Origin of the sequence: Streptomyces sp. NPDC006463, assembly GCF_042870715.1 — a bacterium.
Taxonomy (GTDB): Bacteria; Actinomycetota; Actinomycetes; order Streptomycetales; family Streptomycetaceae; genus Streptomyces.
Genome location: NZ_JBIAHP010000018.1, coordinates 117,024 through 137,076 on the forward strand (window position 1 = coordinate 117,024; position 20,053 = coordinate 137,076).

Here is a 20,053-nt window from a genome sequence, read left to right on the forward strand (position 1 = left end):
CTCGGTACGATTCAGGCGCGCGGCGTTCGCCCGCGCACCCCCTGAGTCAGGAGAGACCGGTGTCAGACGTCCGTGTGATCATCCAACGCGATTCCGAGCGGGACGAGCGCGTGGTGGCCACGGGCACTACGGCGGCCGAGCTCTTCGCCGGCGAGCGCACCATCGTCGCCGCGCGCGTCGCGGGTGAGCTGAAGGACCTCAGCTACGAGGTGAAGGACGGCGAGACCGTCGAGCCGGTCGAGATCTCCTCCGAGGACGGCCTCAACATCCTGCGCCACTCGACCGCGCACGTCATGGCGCAGGCCGTGCAGGAGCTCTTCCCCGAGGCCAAGCTGGGCATCGGCCCTCCGGTCCAGAACGGCTTCTACTACGACTTCGACGTGGCCCGGCCCTTCACCCCGGAGGACCTGAAGGCCATCGAGAAGAAGATGCAGGAGATCCAGAAGCGCGGCCAGCGCTTCTCCCGCCGCGTGGTCACCGACGAGGCGGCCCGCGAGGAGCTCGCCGACGAGCCGTACAAGCTGGAGCTCATCGGCATCAAGGGCTCCGCGTCCACCGACGACGGCGCGAACGTCGAGGTGGGCGGCGGCGAGCTGACCATCTACGACAACCTCGACGCGAAGACCGGCGAGCTGTGCTGGAAGGACCTCTGCCGCGGTCCCCACCTGCCCACCACCCGCAACATCCCGGCCTTCAAGCTCATGCGCAACGCCGCCGCCTACTGGCGCGGCAGCGAGAAGAACCCGATGCTCCAGCGCATCTACGGCACCGCGTGGCCGTCGAAGGAGGAGCTGAAGGCGCACCTCGACTTCCTCGCCGAGGCCGAGAAGCGTGACCACCGCAAGCTCGGCAACGAGCTGGACCTCTTCTCCATCCCGGACGAGATCGGCTCCGGCCTCGCCGTCTTCCACCCGCGCGGCGGCATCATCCGCCGGGTCATGGAGGACTACTCGCGCCGTCGGCACGAGGAGGAGGGCTACGAGTTCGTCTACTCCCCGCACGCCACCAAGGGCGCCCTCTTCGAGAAGAGCGGCCACCTGGACTGGTACGCGGAGGGCATGTACCCCCCCATGCAGCTCGACGGTGGTACCGACTACTACCTCAAGCCCATGAACTGCCCGATGCACAACCTGATCTTCGACGCGCGCGGCCGCTCCTACCGCGAACTGCCGCTGCGCCTGTTCGAGTTCGGCACCGTGTACCGGTACGAGAAGTCGGGCGTCGTGCACGGCCTGACCCGTGCCCGCGGCTTCACCCAGGACGACGCGCACATCTACTGCACCCGTGAGCAGATGGCGGAGGAGCTCGACCGCACGCTCACCTTCGTGCTGAACCTGCTGCGCGACTACGGTCTGACCGACTTCTACCTGGAGCTGTCCACCAAGGACCCGGAGAAGTTCGTCGGCTCGGACGAGGTCTGGGAGGAGGCCACCGCGGTCCTCCAGCAGGTCGCCGAGAAGCAGGGCCTCCCGCTGACCCCCGACCCGGGCGGCGCGGCCTTCTACGGCCCGAAGATCTCCGTGCAGGCGCGGGACGCCATCGGCCGTACCTGGCAGATGTCGACCGTCCAGCTGGACTTCAACCTGCCGGAGCGGTTCAACCTGGAGTACACGGCCCCGGACGGCTCGCGCCAGCGCCCGGTCATGATCCACCGCGCGCTGTTCGGCTCGATCGAGCGGTTCTTCGCCGTGCTGCTGGAGCACTACGCGGGCGCCATGCCGCCGTGGCTGGCCCCGGTCCAGGCGGTCGGCATCCCGATCGGCGACGGACACGTCGAGTACCTGCAGGAGTTCGCCGCCGAGGCGAAGAAGAAGGGCCTGCGGGTCGAGGTGGACGCCTCTTCCGACCGCATGCAGAAGAAGATCCGCAACCACCAGAAGCTCAAGGTCCCGTTCATGATCATCGTCGGTGACGAGGACATGGCCGCGGGCACGGTCTCCTTCCGCTACCGCGACGGTTCGCAGGAGAACGGCATCGCGAAGGACGAGGCGCTGGCCAAGCTGGCCAAGGTCGTCGCGGACCGCGTCCAGGTCTGATCGTCGCCGGAAGGCCCCCGGGAAGTGATCACTTCCCGGGGGCCTTCCTCGTATCCGAAGGCAAGGTCATATGCTTGCCGCCATGACGACTGAGCCGGAGCAGCAGATCGGTGTGGGCACGCAGGACGCGTTCCAGCGTCTGTGGACGCCCCACCGGATGGCCTACATCCAGGGGGAGAACAAGCCGACCGGCCCGGAGGCCGGGGACGGCTGTCCCTTCTGCGGGATTCCGGAGATGTCCGACCAGGACGGGCTGATCGTGGCTCGCGGCAAGCACGTCTACGCCGTGCTGAACCTCTACCCGTACAACGGCGGCCACCTGATGGTGGTCCCGTACCGGCACGTGGCCGACTACACCGAGCTCGACGGTCCGGAGACGGCCGAGCTCGCCGATCTCACGAAGCGGGCGATGATCGCGCTGCGCAAGGCGTCCGGGGCGCACGGCTTCAACATCGGCATGAACCAGGGCGCTGCCGCCGGGGCCGGCATCGCCGCGCACCTGCACCAGCACATCGTGCCCCGCTGGGGCGGGGACACGAACTTCATGCCGGTCGTCGGCCACACCAAGGTGCTGCCCCAGCTCCTCGCGGACACCCGCCAGATGCTGGCCGACTCCTGGCCCACCGCCTGATATCAGGACGTGCGGGTCTCCCGCCACGTCCGCAGGACGTCCTCGACGTCGAACTCGGTGATGCCGAGCGGCGGCCCCGGCGGCGGCATGCGCAGTGCCGCCCGGATCTTCTCGTTGATCTCCGTGAGGACGGCCCGCACCTGGCGCTCGGTCCGGGCCGCTCGGACCGTCTCCAGCGCGTCCTCGGCCTCCTTGCGCAGTGCGAGCGCGGGAGGCAGGGCGGAGAAGCCCTCGCGGTGCATCTTCTGCTTGATCCACCACATCTCGTCGTACGGAGCGTCGAGCGAGGCCAGGGGTTTGCCCCAGCCCGGCAGGTTCTCGAAGTCGCCGCGGTCGGCTGCCTCTCTGATCTGCCGGTCCACCCAGGACTCGACGTCCACGCCAGGCGGTTTGCGCTCGGTCATCGCCCCTCCTCGGGCCTCGCGGGTCACCTCGGTCATTCGAGCCTACCCACGCGTCCCTACGCGTCGTACACGTCCGCCTTGCGCGGCGCCGGCTCCTGGATCAGGCCGCTCATGATCGAGGAGCGGTTCGTGAAGCGGTCGGTGTCGACGCCGTTCTCCTCCAGCACCCTGAAGGTGGCGGCGTGCACCGCGCGCAGGACCGGTGCCACGGTGCGCAGCGCGTCGTCCGCCATGAAGCGGTGGCGCCACATCGAGCCGGCCCACACGTGCCGCAGGCCGAAGGGCTCGGGCAGGACCAGCTTGCCGCCGAAGAAGTCGAGGACCGGCGGGAACCAGCTCAGCGGGGCCCGGACGGCGAGGCGTACGACCTCCTGGGCGTCCACCAGAGGCAGCGGGCGCTCCACGGTCTCCCAGAAGCGGATGCTCTTGGGCACCTCCACCACCGGGGCCGCGGACTTCGTCGTGAACAGGCCGTGTACGGGTCCCAGGGCGTGCGCGGTGACGTCCACGCGCAGCGTCTTGTAGAGCACGGTGACGGTGACCAGCATGTTGATGACGAGCTGGCCGTCCCAGAGCGGGTACTGGATGCCCAGGTAGTGCCGGTTGCCCGCGCTGAACTGCTGCTCGTTGCAGATCCGGGTGATCTCGTGCGGCTTGATCAGGAAGTTGTCGGTGTTCTCGCCGGTGGGGCGGGCCACCTCGGCGGCGCCCTCGCCGATCGGGGTGACGATCCAGTGCTGGATGGCGGCCGCCGGGAAGCCGCCGGTGTGCAGGGGGCCGCGTTCCAGCTTGCGCAGCTCGGTGTCGATCGCGCGTACGACGTCCCAGCTGCGGAAGGGGTGGATCTCGGCGCCCTCGGTCTTGGGGGCGAGCTCTTCGGCCATCTGCCAGCTGCCCCACCGGGTGCCCATGCCGAGCAGGCCCTTGGGGCCCGCGTAGAAGACGTGGTTGCTGCGGTCCTCCGCGGTCAGCTTGGCGAGCTGGTGGCGCAGGTCCTCGCGGGCCTTCTCGTCCGGGTTCCCGGGTACCGCCTCCGGGATCTTGGCGCCGATCCCGTCACCGGCCAGCAGCCCGTCCCAGCGGGCGCGCAGGTCGGCGGCGGTGGTCTCGCAGATCCGGCGGGCGAGCAGCCAGCCCAGGGCCGGGGCGATGATCATGCCGCGGAGGTAGAGACCGAAGAAGCCGGTGAAGGGCAGCTTGAACATCAGCACCGCGACCACGAGGGCGACGCCGACCAGGACCGCGGTCCCGAGCCAGGACGCGTGCTTCTTGTCCCCGGAGGCCAGGCTCTTGCGGAGCTGGAACAGACCCAGCCACAGCAGCAGGCCGGGGAGGAACACGACACCGCAGACGAGCATGATCAGGCGGAGCTTGCCGTCGCGCTCCTTGCGTATGCGGGAGGCGGCCAGGCAGTGCTCCACGACGGTCTGCGGGTCGGCGCCGAAGGACTGGATGAGCGGCTTCCGGCCGGAGCCGAGGGTGCGGGCCTCGACGGCGCGGCAGAAGGCCTCGCCGAGGTTGGGCTCGAAGAGGGAGATCTTCGGGGGCTTGACCGTGGCGGGATGGTTCTCGCTGTTGGCGTCGAGAATCTTTGCCAGCTTCGTGTCATTTCCGCCGTCGCGGTACGCGGCCGAGGCGAGGGCGTTGGTCGCCGCCGTCTGCCCCCCGCCGCCCTGGAGCGGGATCTGTGCTCCGGGCCTGAAGTCGAATCCGTCGTCCGCCACCGCTGCCCCCATCGCTGCGCGTTCGTGCTCCTTTGGTGCGCCGACGAGCCTATCGACGCATCTCGCCCCATGGTCATGGGACAGGGAAATGCCGCCCACCGCAAGCTGGTCGGGTGGGCGGCGTCTCCGACGCTATGTCAATTAGGTTCCCTTCTCGGCCTGTTCACGCACCTTGTCCGCGACCTGAGGCGGCATGGGCTCGTGGCGGGCGTACGCCCGGGCGAAGCGGCCCGTGCCGTGCGAGACGGAGCGCAGCTCGACGGCGTAGCGACCGATCTCGATCTCGGGGATCTCGGCGCGGATCCGGGTGCGCCCGGAGCCCGCCTGCTCGGTGCCGACGACGCGGCCGCGACGGCCCGCGAGGTCGCTCATGACCTGGCCTACGTACTCGTCCGGGACGACGACGGCGAGCTCCGCGACCGGTTCGAGGAGCTCGATGCGGGCCTCGGCGGCGGCCTCGCGCAGGGCCAGCGCGCCTGCGGTCTGGAAGGCGGCGTCGGAGGAGTCCACCGAGTGCGCCTTGCCGTCGAGGAGGGTGACGCGCACGTCGACCAGCGGATAGCCGGCCGAGACCCCGCGCGCCGCCTGGGTGCGTACGCCCTTCTCCACGGACGGGATGAACTGGCGGGGCACCGCGCCGCCGACGACCTTGTCGACGAACTCGATGCCGCTGCCGGGCGGGAGCGGCTCGACCTCGATCTCGCAGATCGCGAACTGACCGTGGCCGCCGGACTGTTTGACGTGCCGGCCGCGCCCGGCCGCCTTGGCGCCGAAGGTCTCGCGCAGGCTCACCTTGTGGGGCACTGCGTCGACCTGGACGCCGTAGCGGTTGCGCAGCCGCTCCAGCGCGACGTCCTGGTGGGCCTCGCCGAGGCACCACAGGACGACCTGATGGGTGTGCGGGTTCTGCTCCAGCCGCATGGTGGGGTCCTCGGCGACGAGGCGGGCCAGGCCGTGCGAGAGCTTGTCCTCGTCGGCCTTGCTGTGGGCCTCGATCGCGAGGGGGAGGAGGGGGTCGGGCATGGCCCAGGGCTCCATGAGGAGCGGATCGTCCTTGGCGGAGAGGGTGTCACCGGTCTCGGCGCGGGTGAGTTTGGCCACGCAGGCGAGGTCGCCGGCGATGCCCCGGTCCAGGATGCGCTGCTGTTTGCCGAAGGGCGAGGTCAGAGTGCCGATCCGTTCGTCGACGTCGTGGTCCTCGTGGCCCCGGTCGGTGAGGCCGTGCCCGCTGACGTGGACGGTCTGCTCGGGGCGCAGGGTGCCGGAGAAGACGCGGACGAGCGAGACGCGGCCGACGTAGGGGTCGGAGGAGGTCTTGACGACCTCGGCGAGGAGGGGGCCGTCGGGATCGCAGGTGACGGCGGGGCGGTCGGCGCCGTCGGGGGTGGTGACGGTGACGGGGCCGCGTTCCAGGGGGGTGGGGAAGCCGCCGGTGATCAGTTCGAGGAGTTCCACGGTGCCGAGGCCCTGCTTGGCGCCGTCGGTGGCCGGGGCGGCCATCAGGACGGGGTGGAAGGTGCCGCGGGCGACCGCGCGCTCCAGGTCGTCGACCAGGGTCTTGATGTCGATGTCCTCGCCGCCGAGGTAGCGGTCCATGAGGCTCTCGTCCTCGCTCTCGGCGATGATCCCCTCGATGAGGCGGGACCGGGCGCCGGAGATGAGCTCGACCTCGGCGGGATCCGGATCGCGTTCGGCGCGCTCGCCGGAGGCGTAGTCGTAGACGCGCTGGGAGAGCAGGCCGAGGAGGCCGGTGACCGGGGCGTGCCCGTCGGGGCCCGCGGGGCCGTGCAGGGGGAGGTAGAGCGGGATGACGGCGTCCGGGTCGTCGGCCCCGAAGATCTGGCCGCAGACGTCGGTCATCTGGGCGTAGTCGGCGCGGGCGGCCTCCAGGTGCGTGACGACGATGGCGCGGGGCATGCCGACGGCCTCGCACTCGTCCCAGACCATGCGGGTGGCTCCGTCGATCCCGTCCGAGGCCGAGACGACGAAAAGGGCCGCGTCCGCGGCGCGCAGACCGGCCCTGAGTTCTCCGACGAAGTCGGCGTATCCGGGGGTGTCCAGGATGTTGATCTTGATTCCGCCCCATTCGACGGGGACGAGGGACAGCTGGACGGAGCGTTGTCGGCGGTGCTCGATCTCGTCGTAGTCGGAGACGGTGGCGCCGTCCTCGACCCGGCCCGCCCGGTTGACCGCTCCGGCTGTCAGGGCGAGGGCTTCGACCAGCGTGGTCTTGCCGGATCCGCTGTGGCCGACCAGCACGACGTTCCGTACGGAAGAGGGGCGGTCGGCCGTCAGTGCCCTGCCGGCGGCTCCGGCTTGGTGTGATGTGGCTCCCATGATGCTCGTGCCTCCCGATGGTACGGAGGAAGAAACGGGGTTCTTCGAGCTTTGCACTGCTGTCACACCGCGTCCATACGTCGTACCAGGGGGGTACGGGAGCAGGTCCGTGACGTGAAGTACGTCTTACGAGTCCCGAACCGGGGTGCGCGGCGTCCGGGGGGGCGGCGTGCTGGCTACGATGGGCCAGCCGGTGGCCGTGGTGGCCGTGCGGCCCAGCGACCCTCCGGGAAGGCCATGCTGAACAAGTACGCGCGTGCATTCTTCACGCGTGTTCTCACGCCATTCGCCGCATTTCTGCTCCGGCGGGGGGTGAGCCCGGACGCGGTCACCCTGATCGGCACGGCCGGAGTGGTGGCGGGAGCGCTGGTCTTCTTCCCCCGGGGGGAGTTCTTCTGGGGCACGATCACCATCACCCTCTTCGTCTTCTCCGACCTTGTGGACGGGAACATGGCCCGCCAGGCCGGCGTCTCCAGCCGGTGGGGCGCCTTCCTCGACTCCACCCTCGACCGGGTGGCGGACGCGGCGATCTTCGGCGGCCTCGCGCTCTGGTACGCGGGCTCCGGCAACGACAACGCGCTGTGCGCGGTGGCCATCTTCTGCCTGGCCAGCGGCCAGGTGGTCTCGTACACCAAGGCACGCGGTGAGTCGATCGGGCTGCCGGTGGCCGTCAACGGGCTCATCGAGCGGGCCGAGCGGCTGGTGATCACACTGGTCGCGGCCGGTCTGTCCGGGCTGCAGACCTTCGGTGTGCCGTCCTGGATCGGGGTGCTGCTCCCGGTCGCGCTGTGGGTCGTGGCGGTGGGTTCCCTCGTCACGCTGATCCAGCGGGTGGTCACCGTACGTCGTGAGTCGGCCGAGGCCGACGCGGCGGCCGCCTCGGCCGAGGGCGGCGCGGCCTGATGGGCGCGGCGCAGGACAAGCTGGTCGACGGGCTGTACGGGCTCGGCTGGGCCGGGGTCAAGAAGCTGCCCGAGCCGGCCGCGGTGGCCCTCGGCCGCCGGATAGCGGACTTCGCGTGGAAGCGGCGCGGCAAGAGCGTGCTGCGGCTGGAGTCGAATCTGGCGCGCGTGGTGCCCGAGGCGGGTCCGGAGCGGCTGCGGGAGCTGTCCAAGGCCGGCATGCGCTCGTACATGCGGTACTGGATGGAGTCCTTCCGGCTGCCCACCATGGACCCGAAGCGGTTCAGCACGGACGTCGAGTTCAAGGACGAGCACCTCCTGCGCGAGGCGCTCGCCTCCGGGCGGGGGGTCATCGTCGCCCTCCCGCACCTCGCCAACTGGGACCTCGCCGGGGCCTGGGCCATAGGCCACATCGGAGTCCCGTTCACCACGGTCGCCGAGCGGCTCAAGCCCGAGTCCCTCTACGACCGTTTCGTGGCCTACCGCGAGAGCCTGGGGATGGAGGTCCTGCCGCACAGCGGCGGCGCCGCGTTCGGGACCCTCGCGCGCCGGCTCCGCTCGGGCGGCCTGGTCTGCCTGGTCGCGGACCGGGACCTGTCGGCCTCCGGGGTCGAAGTGGACTTCTTCGGCTCCACGGCGCGGATGCCGGCCGGGCCGGCGCTGCTGGCCCAGCAGACGGGTGCCGTGCTGCTGCCGGCCACCCTGCACTACGGCGACACGCCGAAGATGTACGGCCGCATCCACCCCGAGGTGGAGGTGCCGAAGACCGGGACGCGCACCGAGAAGACCACCGTCATGACGCAGGCCCTCGCGGACGCCTTCGCGTGGGGCATCGGGGAGCACCCGGAGGACTGGCACATGCTGCAGCGTTTGTGGCTGGACGATCTGACCGACCAGGGGGAGCGCCCGTAGTGAAGATCGGCATCGTGTGCCCGTACTCGTGGGACGTGCCCGGAGGCGTCCAGTTCCACATCCGGGACCTGGCGGAGCACCTGATCCGCCTCGGCCACGAGGTGTCGGTCCTGGCCCCGGCGGACGACGAGACCCCGCTCCCGCCGTACGTGGTCTCCGCGGGGCGGGCGGTGCCGGTGCCGTACAACGGCTCGGTGGCCCGGCTGAACTTCGGCTTCCTGTCGGCGGCCCGGGTGCGGCGCTGGCTGCACGAAGGCACCTTCGACGTGATCCACATCCACGAGCCGGCCTCGCCCTCGCTGGGGCTGCTGTCCTGCTGGGCCGCGCAGGGGCCGATCGTGGCGACCTTCCACACCTCGAACCCGCGGTCGCGGGCGATGATCGCGGCGTACCCGATCCTCCAGCCGGCGCTGGAGAAGATCAGTGCGAGGATCGCGGTGAGCGAGTACGCGCGGCGCACGCTGGTGGAGCACCTGGGCGGGGACGCGGTGGTGATCCCGAACGGCGTCGACGTGGACTTCTTCGCCAAGGCCGAGCCGAATCCGTCGTGGAGCGGCCGGACCCTCGGTTTCATCGGCCGCATCGACGAGCCGCGCAAGGGCCTGCCGGTGCTGATGGCGGCCTTCCCGCAGATCGTGGAGGCCTGCCCGGACGTACGGCTGCTCGTGGCCGGCCGCGGTGACGAGGAGGAGGCGGTGGCCACGCTGCCCGCGGAGCTGCGCTCCCGGGTGGAGTTCCTCGGCATGGTCTCGGACGAGGACAAGGCGCGGCTGCTGCGCAGCGTCGACGTGTACGTCGCCCCGAACACGGGCGGCGAGAGCTTCGGCATCATCCTCGTCGAGGCCCTGTCGGCGGGCGCGGCGGTCCTGGCGTCGGACCTGGACGCCTTCGCGCAGGTCCTGGACCAGGGCGGCGCCGGCGACCTCTTCGCGAACGAGAACCCGGACGCGCTCGCCGCCGGGGCGATCAACCTGCTGCGGGACCCGGCCCGCCGGGCGGAGCTCAGCGCGCGCGGCTCGGCGCACGTGCGGCGCTTCGACTGGTCCACGGTCGGCGCGGACATCCTGGCGGTCTACGAGACGGTCACGGACGGCGCGGCGGCGGTCGCCACGGACGAACGCGTCCCGCTCCGTACCCGACTGGGGTTCTCGCGGGACCCGTCCTCCTGACAGGCCGGTAGAGTCGCGGCCCGTGATCGAAACCCTTGTCTGGATTGCCCTGGCTCTCGGTGTCATCGGGGTCTACCTCAGCTGGACCGCCGGTCGGCTGGACCGCTTGCACTCGCGGATGGACGCCGCGCGGGCCGCGCTCGACGCGCAGCTCGTGCGGCGGGCCTCCGTGGTGCTGGAGGTGGCCACCTCCGGGGTGCTCGACCCCGCGTCCTCCCTGGTCCTGTACGAGGCCGCGCACGCCGCCCGGCAGGCCGAGGAGGAGCACCGCGAGGTCGCCGAGAGCGAGCTCAGCCAGGCGCTGCGGGCCGTCTTCGACGCCGATCAGGTCGAGGTGCTGAAGGCCGCTCCGGGCGGGGCTGAGGCCACCGAGGACCTGGCCGCGGCCGTCCGCCGGGTGCCCATGGCCCGGCGGTTCCACAACGACGCCGTACGGGCCGCCCGCGCCCTGCGCAGGCACCGCAAGGTCCGCTGGTTCCGGCTGGCCGGGCACGCCCCCTTCCCGCTCGCCTTCGAAATGGACGACGAGCCTCCGGCGGATCTGGCGGAGCGGCCTGTATAGACAGCCGGTAGGGCCGCAGGGGACAAGTGAAGAGGCCACAGGCTCCACATTGGCCCTTGTTGTGGACTGGTCCGTGGGGTTTCCTCGGCCGAGTAGTCCAGTAGGCCCCGTCTTCCGTTCGAGTTCCTTTCGAGTGAGGTCAATCCGTGAGCACGCTTCCCACCTCCCCCCAGTCCGCCGAGTCGGCCATCGGCACCTCGCGCGTCAAGCGCGGCATGGCCGAGCAGCTCAAGGGCGGCGTGATCATGGACGTGGTCAACGCCGAGCAGGCGAAGATCGCCGAGGACGCCGGCGCCGTGGCCGTCATGGCCCTGGAGCGGGTCCCGGCCGACATCCGCAAGGACGGCGGGGTCGCCCGCATGTCCGACCCGAACATGATCGAAGAGATCATCGAGGCCGTCTCGATCCCCGTCATGGCCAAGTCCCGCATCGGGCACTTCGTCGAGGCCCAGGTCCTGCAGTCCCTCGGCGTCGACTACATCGACGAGTCCGAGGTCCTGACCCCGGCCGACGAGGTCAACCACTCCGACAAGTGGGCGTTCACCACCCCCTTCGTCTGCGGTGCCACCAACCTGGGCGAGGCCCTGCGCCGCATCGCCGAGGGCGCGGCCATGATCCGCTCCAAGGGCGAGGCCGGCACCGGCAACGTCGTCGAGGCCGTCCGTCACCTGCGCCAGATCAAGAACGAGATCGCCAAGCTGCGCGGCTTCGACAACAACGAGCTGTACGCCGCCGCCAAGGAGCTGCGCGCCCCGTACGAGCTCGTCAAGGAGGTTGCCGAGCTCGGCAAGCTCCCCGTCGTCCTGTTCTCCGCCGGTGGCGTCGCCACCCCGGCCGACGCCGCCCTGATGCGCCAGCTCGGCGCCGAGGGTGTCTTCGTCGGCTCCGGCATCTTCAAGTCCGGCGACCCGGCCAAGCGCGCCGCCGCCATCGTGAAGGCCACCACCTTCTACGACGACCCGAAGATCATCGCGGACGCCTCCCGCAACCTGGGCGAGGCCATGGTCGGCATCAACTGCGACACCCTCCCCGAGACCGAGCGCTACGCCAACCGCGGCTGGTAGTCACATGACCACCCCCATCATCGGAGTCCTGGCCCTCCAGGGCGACGTACGGGAACACCTGATCGCCCTGGCCGCGGCGGACGCCGTGGCCAGGCCGGTCCGGCGTCCCGAGGAGCTCGCCGAGGTCGACGCCCTGGTGATCCCCGGCGGCGAGTCCACGACCATGTCCAAGCTCGCCGTGCTGTTCGGCATGCTGGAGCCGCTGCGCGAGCGCGTGCGCGCCGGCATGCCCGTCTACGGCACCTGCGCCGGCATGATCATGCTGGCCGACAAGCTGCTGGACGGCCGTGAGGACCAGGAGACCCTGGGCGGCATCGACATGATCGTCCGCCGCAACGCCTTCGGTCGCCAGAACGAATCCTTCGAGGCGAAGATCGATTTCGCCGGCATCGCGGACGGCCCGGTCGAGGGCGTCTTCATCCGCGCGCCGTGGGTCGAGTCCGTCGGAGGCGCCGCCGAGGTGCTCGCCACGTACGACGGCCACACGGTCGCCGTGCGCCAGGGCAACGTCCTCGCCACCTCGTTCCACCCCGAACTGACCGGCGACGACCGGGTCCACGCGTATTTCGTCGACATGGTGCGCGCGGGGCTGTAATCAGGTCCCGGTAGGATCGGAGACGAACACTGTTGGTTACGCGAAGGAGACAGGCGGATGTCCGGCCACTCTAAATGGGCTACGACGAAGCACAAGAAGGCCGTGATCGATGCCAAGCGCGGCAAGCTCTTCGCGAAGCTGATCAAGAACATCGAGGTCGCGGCCCGTATGGGCGGCGCTGACATCGACGGCAACCCGACGCTCTTCGACGCCGTGCAGAAGGCGAAGAAGCAGTCGGTCCCGAACAAGAACATCGACTCCGCGGTCAAGCGCGGCGGTGGCCTTGAGGCCGGCGGTGCCGACTACGAGACGATCATGTACGAGGGCTACGGTCCCAACGGTGTCGCGGTGCTCATCGAGTGCCTCACCGACAACCGCAACCGTGCCGCGTCCGACGTCCGCGTCGCCATGACCCGCAACGGCGGCTCGATGGCCGACCCGGGCTCGGTCTCGTACCTGTTCAACCGCAAGGGCGTCATCCTCCTGCCCAAGGCCGAGCTGTCCGAGGACGACGTGCTCGACGCGGTCCTGGAAGCCGGTGCCGAAGAGGTCAACGACAACGGCGAGACCTGGGAGATCATCAGCGAGGCCACCGACCTGGTCGCGGTCCGCACCGCGCTCCAGGAAGCCGGCATCGACTACGACTCCGCCGACTCCAGCTTCGTTCCGACCATGCAGGTCGAGCTCGACGAGGACGGCGCGCGCAAGATCTTCAAGCTGATCGACGCGCTGGAGGACAGCGACGACGTGCAGAACGTCTTCGCCAACTTCGACGTCTCGGACGAGGTCATGGAGAAGGTCGACGCCTGACCGGCATCGACCTCACCCTTCGAACGGCGGGCCGACGGGGACACACCCCGGCGGCCCGCCGTCGCTTTGTGCCGATGTCAGTGGGGCCGGATAGCCTGCACGGACAGATGGTCGAACGGCAGGGGGCAGGGTGCGAGTTCTCGGTGTGGACCCGGGGCTGACGCGGTGCGGCGTCGGCGTCGTCGAGGGTGTCGCCGGGCGTCCCCTGACCATGCTCGGCGTGGGCGTCGTACGGACGCCCGCGGACGCCGAGTTGGGCCACCGGCTCGTCGCCGTCGAGCAGGGCATCGAGGAATGGCTCGACACGCACCGGCCCGAAGTCGTCGCGGTGGAGCGGGTGTTCAGCCAGCACAACGTCCGCACCGTGATGGGCACCGCCCAGGCGAGTGCCGTCGCCATGCTGTGCGCCGCGCGGCGCGGGATACCGGTCGCCCTGCACACGCCGAGTGAGGTCAAGGCCGCCGTCACCGGCAGCGGCCGGGCCGACAAGGCCCAGGTCGGGGCCATGGTGACCCGGCTGCTCCGGCTGGACGCACCGCCGAAACCGGCCGACGCCGCCGACGCGCTCGCCCTTGCCATCTGCCACATCTGGCGGGCCCCCGCCCAAAACCGCCTCCAGCAGGCGGTCGCCCTGCACGCCTCTGGCTCGAAAGGCCGTACCCGATGATCGCCTTCGTCAGCGGCCCGGTCGCCGCGCTCGCCCCCAACCTGGCCGTGATCGAAGTCGGGGGAGTGGGCATGGCCGTGCAGTGCACGCCGAACACCGTCGCCGGCCTGCGGATCGGCGAGCACGCCCGGCTGGCCACCTCGCTGGTCGTACGGGAGGACTCGCTCACCCTGTACGGCTTCGCCGACGACGACGAGCGGCAGGTCTTCGAACTGCTGCAGAGCGCCAGCGGGGTCGGGCCGAGGCTGGCCCAGGCGATGCTCGGGGTGCACAGCCCCGACGCGCTGCGGCTGGCCATGTCCACCGGGGACGAGAAGGCGCTGATGGCCGTGCCCGGCATCGGCAAGAAGGGCGCGCAGAAGCTCCTGCTGGAGCTGAAGGACAAGCTGGGCGCCCCGCTGGGGTCGAGCGGCCTGGTGGGGGCGCAGCGGGCCGCCGCGTCGGGGCCGGCCCCGTGGTCGGAGCAGCTCTCGGCAGCACTGATCGGCCTCGGCTACGCGTCCCGGGAGGCGGAGGAGGCCGTCTCGGCGGTGACGCCGCAGGCCGAGGCCGCCATCGCCGCGGGCGGGTCGGCCCCCGTGCCGCAGCTCCTGCGCGCGGCCCTGCAGTCCCTGAACCGCGCCCGCTGACGTGCGGCCCCGCTCCTGGGACTCCGCCCCGGAGCCCGCTCATCGAACGCCGGAGGAGCTGGATTCGGCCGATTCCGCCGGAAAGGCGGGCGTGGTTCCATCTGCAGGGGTTCGTGGGGGGAGCCTCCGCCGCGGCGCCGCACACGACAGACCCACCGTGCATAACCGAGAAGGCAGACTGACACCGTGAACTGGGACGACGAGACCGACGCCGAGACCGAGCGGCTGGTGGCGGCCGCCGCCGACGGCGAGGACACCGCCGTCGAGGCAGCCCTGCGCCCCAAGGACCTCGGCGAGTTCGTCGGCCAGGAAAAGGTCCGCCAGCAGCTGGACCTCGTCCTCAAGGCGGCCCGCCAGCGGGGCGCCACCGCCGACCACGTCCTGCTCTCCGGCGCCCCCGGCCTGGGCAAGACCACCCTGTCGATGATCATCGCGGCCGAGATGGGCGCGCCCATCCGCATCACCTCCGGCCCCGCCATCCAGCACGCCGGCGACCTCGCGGCCATCCTCTCCTCCCTCCAGGAGGGCGAGGTCCTCTTCCTCGACGAGATCCACCGCATGTCCCGGCCCGCCGAGGAAATGCTGTACATGGCCATGGAGGACTTCCGCGTCGACGTGATCGTCGGCAAGGGGCCCGGCGCGACCGCGATCCCGCTCGAACTGCCGCCCTTCACCCTCGTCGGGGCGACGACACGGGCCGGACTGCTGCCGCCCCCGCTGCGCGACCGCTTCGGCTTCACCGGGCACATGGAGTTCTACGCACCCGAGGAGCTGGAACGCGTCATCCACCGCTCCGCCCGACTCCTCGACGTCGAGATCGACACCGCCGGCGCCGCCGAGATCGCCGGCCGCTCCCGCGGCACCCCGCGCATCGCCAACCGCCTCCTGCGCCGCGTCCGCGACTACGCGCAGGTCCGGGCCGACGGCGTGATCAACCGGGACGTGGCCGGTACCGCCCTCCAGGTCTACGAGGTGGACGCGCGCGGGCTCGACCGGCTGGACCGGGCCGTCCTGGAGGCGCTGCTCAAGCTCTTCGGCGGCGGGCCCGTCGGCCTGTCCACCCTCGCCGTCGCCGTCGGCGAGGAGCGGGAGACCGTCGAGGAGGTCGCGGAGCCCTTCCTCGTCCGCGAGGGGCTGCTCGCGCGCACCCCCAGGGGACGCGTGGCGACCCCCGCCGCCTGGGCTCACCTGGGACTCGTACCGCCGCAGCACCACGGGAGTGGATCAAGCGGACAACAGGGCTTGTTCGGGGCCTGACGGCGCGGAGGTTCGACCCCTCAGGAACTGCGGTGCCATGCTGGGCGTTGTTCCATCGGTGCGGACTCGCCTAGACTCCGCCGATGCCGACCCTTCAGGTCGGTATGCCCACCCCCGTAGAAAAGGCCGCCGTCCGCGTGCGGTCGTGCGAAGGATCTCCGTCCCGTGAATCTCGTGACATTCCTCCCGTTCATCGTGCTCATCGGGGCGATGGTCCTGATGACCCGCTCCGCCAAGAAGAAGCAGGCCCAGGCCGCGCAGATGCGCGACCACATGACGCCCGGCACCGGGGTCCGCACCATCGGCGGCATGTACGCCACGGTGAAGGAGATCGGCGACGACACCGTCACTCTTGAGGTGGCTCCCGGCGTCCACGCGATCTACGCGAAGAACGCCATCGGCGCCGTTCTGGAGGACGCGGAGTACAACCGCATCGTTCACGGCATCGGCGACGAGGCGGCGCACGACGCGCCGGTCGTCCCGGACGACGCCTCCTCGCTGACCGAGGCCCCGAAGGCGGACCTCACGAAGGACGAGGACGAGGCTCCCAAGCTCGACCTGGGCAAGAAGGACGAGGAGCCCAAGGGCGACGACGAGCCCAAGGACGGCAAGACCGACGGCGAGGCCGGCGCGAAGTAGCGCGCGGGCCGGGGACCGCGAGGGCGCCTGATCGGCGGCCGTCGCGGTCCCGGTCAGTGACCACTTCTGCGGGGGGCAGGGGTCCCCACCACACATTTCGTGGCCGTCCGCGCGCTGACCCGGCGCGGGGCGGTTGGACAGGGAGAAACGACAAGGTGGCAGCACCGAAGAAGGGCCGGCGGCCCACGGGGGCTCAGGGGAGGCCGGGGCGCGCCCTGGCGATCATCCTGATCGCGATGGTGGCGCTCACCGCGGGGATGTTCCTCTCCAAGCAGACGACTCCCCGGCTCGGCATCGACCTCGCCGGCGGTACGAGCATCACGCTCAAGGCCAAGAGCGAGCCCGGCAAGCCGGACGCGATCAACGAGACCAACATGAACACGGCGGTCGGCATCATCGAGCGCCGCGTCAACGGTCTCGGCGTGTCGGAGGCCGAGGTCCAGACGCAGGGCCGCGACCACATCATCGTGAACATCCCCAAGGGGACGAACGAGCAGCAGGCGCGCGAGCAGGTCGGTACCACCGCCCAGCTGTACTTCCGCCCGGTCCTGGCCTTCGCCGACGGCGCCCCGGCCGCACCCGAGGGCACCCAGAGCCCGAGCCCCTCCGCGAGCGGCTCCGGCGCTCCCAAGGCCGGGGACGGCAAGTCCTCCCCGTCGGCCACCCCGTCGTCCAGCGCCACTTCCCAGGGCCGTGCGCTCAGCGAGGCCCTCAAGGCCCCGAACGCCCCCTCTCCCTCGCCTTCGGCGAGCGAGTCGAAGAAGGCAGACGACAAGGCGGCCCCGACCCCCTCGGGCTCCGCGTCGGCGACGCCGCCGTCGGCCGATGAGCAGGCCGCCAAGACCCTGCAGGACAACTTCGCGAAGCTGGACTGCACCAACGAGGAGCAGCGCGCGGCCGCCGGCAAGGGTGCCAAGCCCGAGGACCCGATGGTCGCCTGTGGTCAGCGCGGCACCACCTGGGGCAAGTGGATCCTCGGTCCGGCCCAGGTCAACGGCCAGGACGTGAAGAACGCCAAGGGAATCATCGATCCCCAGCGCGGTGCCTGGATCGTCACGATGCAGTTCACCGACAAGGGCGCCGACAAGTTCGCCAAGATCACCGGCGAGCTGGCCACCAAGCAGGCCCCGCAGAACCAGTTCGCGATCGTGCTCGACGGCCAGGTCATCTCCGACCCGTCCGTGAGCCAGGCGCTGACCGGCGGCAACGCCGAGATCTCCGGCGGCTTCACCCAGCAGTCCGCTCAGGACCTGGGCAACATGCTCTCGTACGGCGCCCTGCCGCTCTCCTTCAGCGAGGACAGCGTCACCACCGTCACCGCCGCGCTCGGCGGTGAGCAGCTGAAGGCCGGCCTGATCGCCGGTGCCATCGGCATGCTCCTCGTGGTGATCTACCTGCTGGTGTACTACCGGGGCCTGGCGTTCGTCGCCATCCTCAGCCTCCTGGTCTCCGCGATCCTCACCTACACGCTCATGGCGCTGCTCGGTAAGGGCATCGGCTTCGCGCTGAACCTGCCCGCCGTCTGCGGTGCGATCGTCGCGATCGGCATCACGGCGGACTCGTTCATCGTGTACTTCGAGCGCATCCGTGACGAGATCCGCGAGGGCCGCACCCTGCGGCCGGCCGTCGAGCGGGCCTGGCCCCGTGCCCGGCGCACCATCCTGGTCTCCGACTTCGTGTCGTTCCTGGCCGCCGCGGTGCTGTTCATCGTCACCGTCGGCAAGGTGCAGGGCTTCGCCTTCACGCTGGGTCTGACCACCCTGCTCGACGTGGTCGTGGTGTTCCTCTTCACCAAGCCCGTCATGACGCTGCTGGCGCGCACGAAGTTCTTCGCCAGCGGTCACCCGTGGTCCGGGCTGGACCCGAAGCGGCTGGGTGCCAAGCCCCCGCTGCGCCGGTCCCGTCGTACCGGTTCCGCCCCCGCCCCCGTCGACGCAAAGGAGGCGTGAGAGATGTCGAAGCTGGGAGATCTCGGCGCCAAGCTGTACCGCGGTGAGGTCGGATACGACTTCGTCGGCAAGCGCTTTCTCTGGTACGGCGTTTCCATCCTGATCACCATCACGGCGATCGTGGCCCTGGCCGTTCAGGGCCTCAACATGGGCATCGAGTTCAAGGGCGGTGCCGTCTTCACCACCCCGAAGACGGCCGTCTCGGTCGCCAAGGCGACCGAGGAGGCGGAGAAGGCCTCGGGCCACGACGCGATCGTCCAGGAGCTCGGCACCGGCGGGCTGCGCATCCAGATCTCGGGTCTGGACACCGACTCCGCGACCGACGTGAAGAAGCAGCTCGCGACCGACCTCAAGGTCACCGAGGCGGACGTCAACGCGGACCTGGTCGGCCCCAGCTGGGGTGAGCAGATCGCGAACAAGGCCTGGACCGGCCTCGGCATCTTCATGGTCCTCGTCGTGATCTACCTCGCCATCGCCTTCGAGTGGCGGATGGCGGTCGCGGCACTGATCGCCCTGATCCACGACCTCACGATCACCGTCGGCGTGTACGCGCTGGTCGGCTTCGAGGTCACCCCGGGTACGGTCATCGGTCTGCTGACGATCCTCGGTTACTCCCTCTACGACACCGTCGTCGTCTTCGACGGTCTGAAGGAGGGGTCGAAGGACATCACGAAGCAGACCCGCTACACGTACAGCGAGATCGCCAACCGCAGCATCAACGGCACGCTCGTCCGTTCGATCAACACCACGGTCGTGGCGCTGCTGCCGGTCGGGGCCCTGCTGTTCATCGGCGGCGGCTTCCTGGGCGCCGGCATGCTGAACGACATCTCGCTGTCGCTGTTCGTCGGCCTCGCGGCCGGTGCGTACTCCTCGATCTTCATCGCGACCCCGCTGGTCGTGGACCTCAAGGAGCGCGAGCCGGCGATGAAGGCCCTGAAGAAGCGGGTGCTCGCCAAGCGGGCGGCCGCCGCGGCCAAGGGCGAGTCCGCGGACGAGGGCTACGAGTCCGAGGGCGGGCCGCAGGTCGTGGCGCAGGGCCGCGCGGGGCGGCGCCGGTGACCGGGCTGCTCTCCGAGGACGTACGCGAGCTGCTGCTCAGCCGGATCAAGGACGTACCGGACTACCCGAAGCCGGGCGTGATGTTCAAGGACATCACCCCGCTGCTGGCCGACCCGGAGGCGTTCGCCGCGCTGACGGGCGTGCTGGTGGAGCTGGCCGAGCGGTACGGCGCGACGAAGATCGTCGGGCTGGAGGCGCGCGGGTTCATCCTGGCGGCCCCCGTGGCCGTGGCGGCCGGAGTCGGCTTCGTGCCGGTGCGCAAGGCCGGCAAGCTGCCGGGCGCGACGCTGGCGCAGTCGTACGAGCTGGAGTACGGGACCGCGGAGATCGAGGTCCACGCGGAGGACCTGTCGGCCGGTGACCGGGTCATGGTCATCGACGACGTACTGGCCACCGGTGGCACCGCCGAAGCCTCGCTCTCGCTGATCCGGCGGGCCGGGGCCGAGGTCGCCGGGGTGGCGGTCCTGATGGAACTGTCCTTCCTGCCCGGGCGGGCCAAGCTGGCCGATGCGCTCGCGGCGGCCCCGCTGGACGCGCTGATCGTGGTCTGACCACCCGCGTGCCGCACGCGGCGGGTATCCGGGACACCCCGGGTACCCGCCGCTTTCGTGTGCGGCGCCGCTGCCGGGGGCCGGCCCCGAGCAGCGGAGCGCGCCGGACCGGTTCAGGCCGAGGCTCGGGGGAACGACGGGGCGCAACCCTCGCTA

Annotated in this window: 19 protein-coding genes; 16 read left to right on the top strand and 3 right to left on the bottom strand. The window is 70.5% G+C overall.

Features of this window, described 5'->3' with window-relative positions; translation table 11 throughout:
* Positions 1-59: 59 nt before the first annotated feature.
* Complete coding sequence (thrS, locus tag ACFYOB_RS28930; RefSeq protein WP_388564393.1) at positions 60-2,036, top strand: threonine--tRNA ligase; 1,977 nt, start codon at positions 60-62, stop codon at positions 2,034-2,036.
* 70 nt (positions 2,037-2,106) lie between these two features.
* Entirely contained in the window at positions 2,107-2,667 is a 561-nt protein-coding gene (locus ACFYOB_RS28935) for an HIT family protein (protein WP_388564395.1), read from the top strand.
* A gap of 2 nt (positions 2,668-2,669) precedes the next feature.
* Here the strand turns inward: ACFYOB_RS28935 and ACFYOB_RS28940 are convergent, their stop codons facing one another.
* The 3 genes from ACFYOB_RS28940 to ACFYOB_RS28950 form a co-directional block, all read right to left on the bottom strand.
* A complete protein-coding gene (locus tag ACFYOB_RS28940; protein WP_388564398.1) occupies positions 2,670-3,071 on the bottom strand; it encodes a DUF1992 domain-containing protein in 402 nt (133 codons plus the stop codon).
* Positions 3,072-3,127: 56 nt separating this feature from the next.
* A complete protein-coding gene (locus ACFYOB_RS28945) occupies positions 3,128-4,795 on the bottom strand; it encodes a hypothetical protein (RefSeq protein WP_388564400.1) in 1,668 nt (555 codons plus the stop codon).
* Positions 4,796-4,936: 141 nt separating this feature from the next.
* Positions 4,937-7,132: an elongation factor G-like protein EF-G2 gene (locus ACFYOB_RS28950; protein ID WP_388564403.1), complete on the bottom strand. Its 2,196-nt coding sequence runs from the start codon at positions 7,130-7,132 to the stop codon at positions 4,937-4,939.
* Positions 7,133-7,369: 237 nt separating this feature from the next.
* Between ACFYOB_RS28950 and pgsA the strand changes: the two genes are divergently transcribed.
* The 14 genes from pgsA (at position 7,370) to ACFYOB_RS29020 (ending at position 19,897) form a co-directional block, all read left to right on the top strand.
* On the top strand, positions 7,370-8,035 hold the full coding sequence (gene pgsA / locus ACFYOB_RS28955; RefSeq protein ID WP_328924752.1) for a phosphatidylinositol phosphate synthase: 666 nt from the start codon (positions 7,370-7,372) through the stop codon (positions 8,033-8,035).
* Positions 8,035-8,946 carry a phosphatidylinositol mannoside acyltransferase gene (locus ACFYOB_RS28960; RefSeq protein WP_388564406.1) on the top strand — a complete coding sequence of 304 codons (912 nt, stop codon included), beginning with the start codon at positions 8,035-8,037 and terminating at the stop codon, positions 8,944-8,946. Before pgsA ends, ACFYOB_RS28960 begins: the two co-directional genes overlap by 1 nt.
* The gene (locus ACFYOB_RS28965) at positions 8,946-10,115 is read left to right on the top strand and encodes a glycosyltransferase family 4 protein (protein WP_388564408.1); all 1,170 of its coding nucleotides are present in this window, start codon (positions 8,946-8,948) and stop codon (positions 10,113-10,115) included. The genes ACFYOB_RS28960 and ACFYOB_RS28965 overlap by 1 nt, the downstream gene beginning before the upstream one ends.
* A 22-nt stretch (positions 10,116-10,137) precedes the next feature.
* A complete protein-coding gene (locus ACFYOB_RS28970; protein WP_376681874.1) occupies positions 10,138-10,677 on the top strand; it encodes a hypothetical protein in 540 nt (179 codons plus the stop codon).
* Between the two features lie 146 nt (positions 10,678-10,823).
* On the top strand, positions 10,824-11,741 hold the full coding sequence (gene pdxS, locus ACFYOB_RS28975; RefSeq protein ID WP_388564411.1) for a pyridoxal 5'-phosphate synthase lyase subunit PdxS: 918 nt from the start codon (positions 10,824-10,826) through the stop codon (positions 11,739-11,741).
* Between the two features lie 4 nt (positions 11,742-11,745).
* Positions 11,746-12,336: a pyridoxal 5'-phosphate synthase glutaminase subunit PdxT gene (pdxT, locus tag ACFYOB_RS28980; RefSeq protein WP_328924748.1), complete on the top strand. Its 591-nt coding sequence runs from the start codon at positions 11,746-11,748 to the stop codon at positions 12,334-12,336.
* 57 nt (positions 12,337-12,393) lie between these two features.
* Positions 12,394-13,146 (top strand): YebC/PmpR family DNA-binding transcriptional regulator, encoded by a 753-nt coding sequence (locus ACFYOB_RS28985; protein ID WP_388564413.1) that lies wholly within the window; start codon positions 12,394-12,396, stop codon positions 13,144-13,146.
* Positions 13,147-13,276: 130 nt separating this feature from the next.
* Entirely contained in the window at positions 13,277-13,813 is a 537-nt protein-coding gene (ruvC, locus tag ACFYOB_RS28990) for a crossover junction endodeoxyribonuclease RuvC (RefSeq protein WP_388564416.1), read from the top strand.
* Complete coding sequence (gene ruvA, locus ACFYOB_RS28995) at positions 13,810-14,442, top strand: Holliday junction branch migration protein RuvA (RefSeq protein ID WP_388564419.1); 633 nt, start codon at positions 13,810-13,812, stop codon at positions 14,440-14,442. Before ruvC ends, ruvA begins: the two co-directional genes overlap by 4 nt.
* Before the next feature lie 186 nt (positions 14,443-14,628).
* Positions 14,629-15,699: a Holliday junction branch migration DNA helicase RuvB gene (gene ruvB, locus ACFYOB_RS29000; RefSeq protein ID WP_388564421.1), complete on the top strand. Its 1,071-nt coding sequence runs from the start codon at positions 14,629-14,631 to the stop codon at positions 15,697-15,699.
* Between the two features lie 165 nt (positions 15,700-15,864).
* The gene (gene yajC / locus ACFYOB_RS29005; protein ID WP_388564424.1) at positions 15,865-16,338 is read left to right on the top strand and encodes a preprotein translocase subunit YajC; all 474 of its coding nucleotides are present in this window, start codon (positions 15,865-15,867) and stop codon (positions 16,336-16,338) included.
* 155 nt (positions 16,339-16,493) lie between these two features.
* Positions 16,494-18,287: a protein translocase subunit SecD gene (gene secD / locus ACFYOB_RS29010; RefSeq protein WP_388564427.1), complete on the top strand. Its 1,794-nt coding sequence runs from the start codon at positions 16,494-16,496 to the stop codon at positions 18,285-18,287.
* 3 nt (positions 18,288-18,290) lie between these two features.
* Positions 18,291-19,346: a protein translocase subunit SecF gene (gene secF, locus ACFYOB_RS29015; RefSeq protein WP_388564429.1), complete on the top strand. Its 1,056-nt coding sequence runs from the start codon at positions 18,291-18,293 to the stop codon at positions 19,344-19,346.
* 5 nt (positions 19,347-19,351) lie between these two features.
* Entirely contained in the window at positions 19,352-19,897 is a 546-nt protein-coding gene (locus ACFYOB_RS29020) for an adenine phosphoribosyltransferase (RefSeq protein WP_388564512.1), read from the top strand.
* The last annotated feature ends 156 nt before the right edge of the window (positions 19,898-20,053 follow it).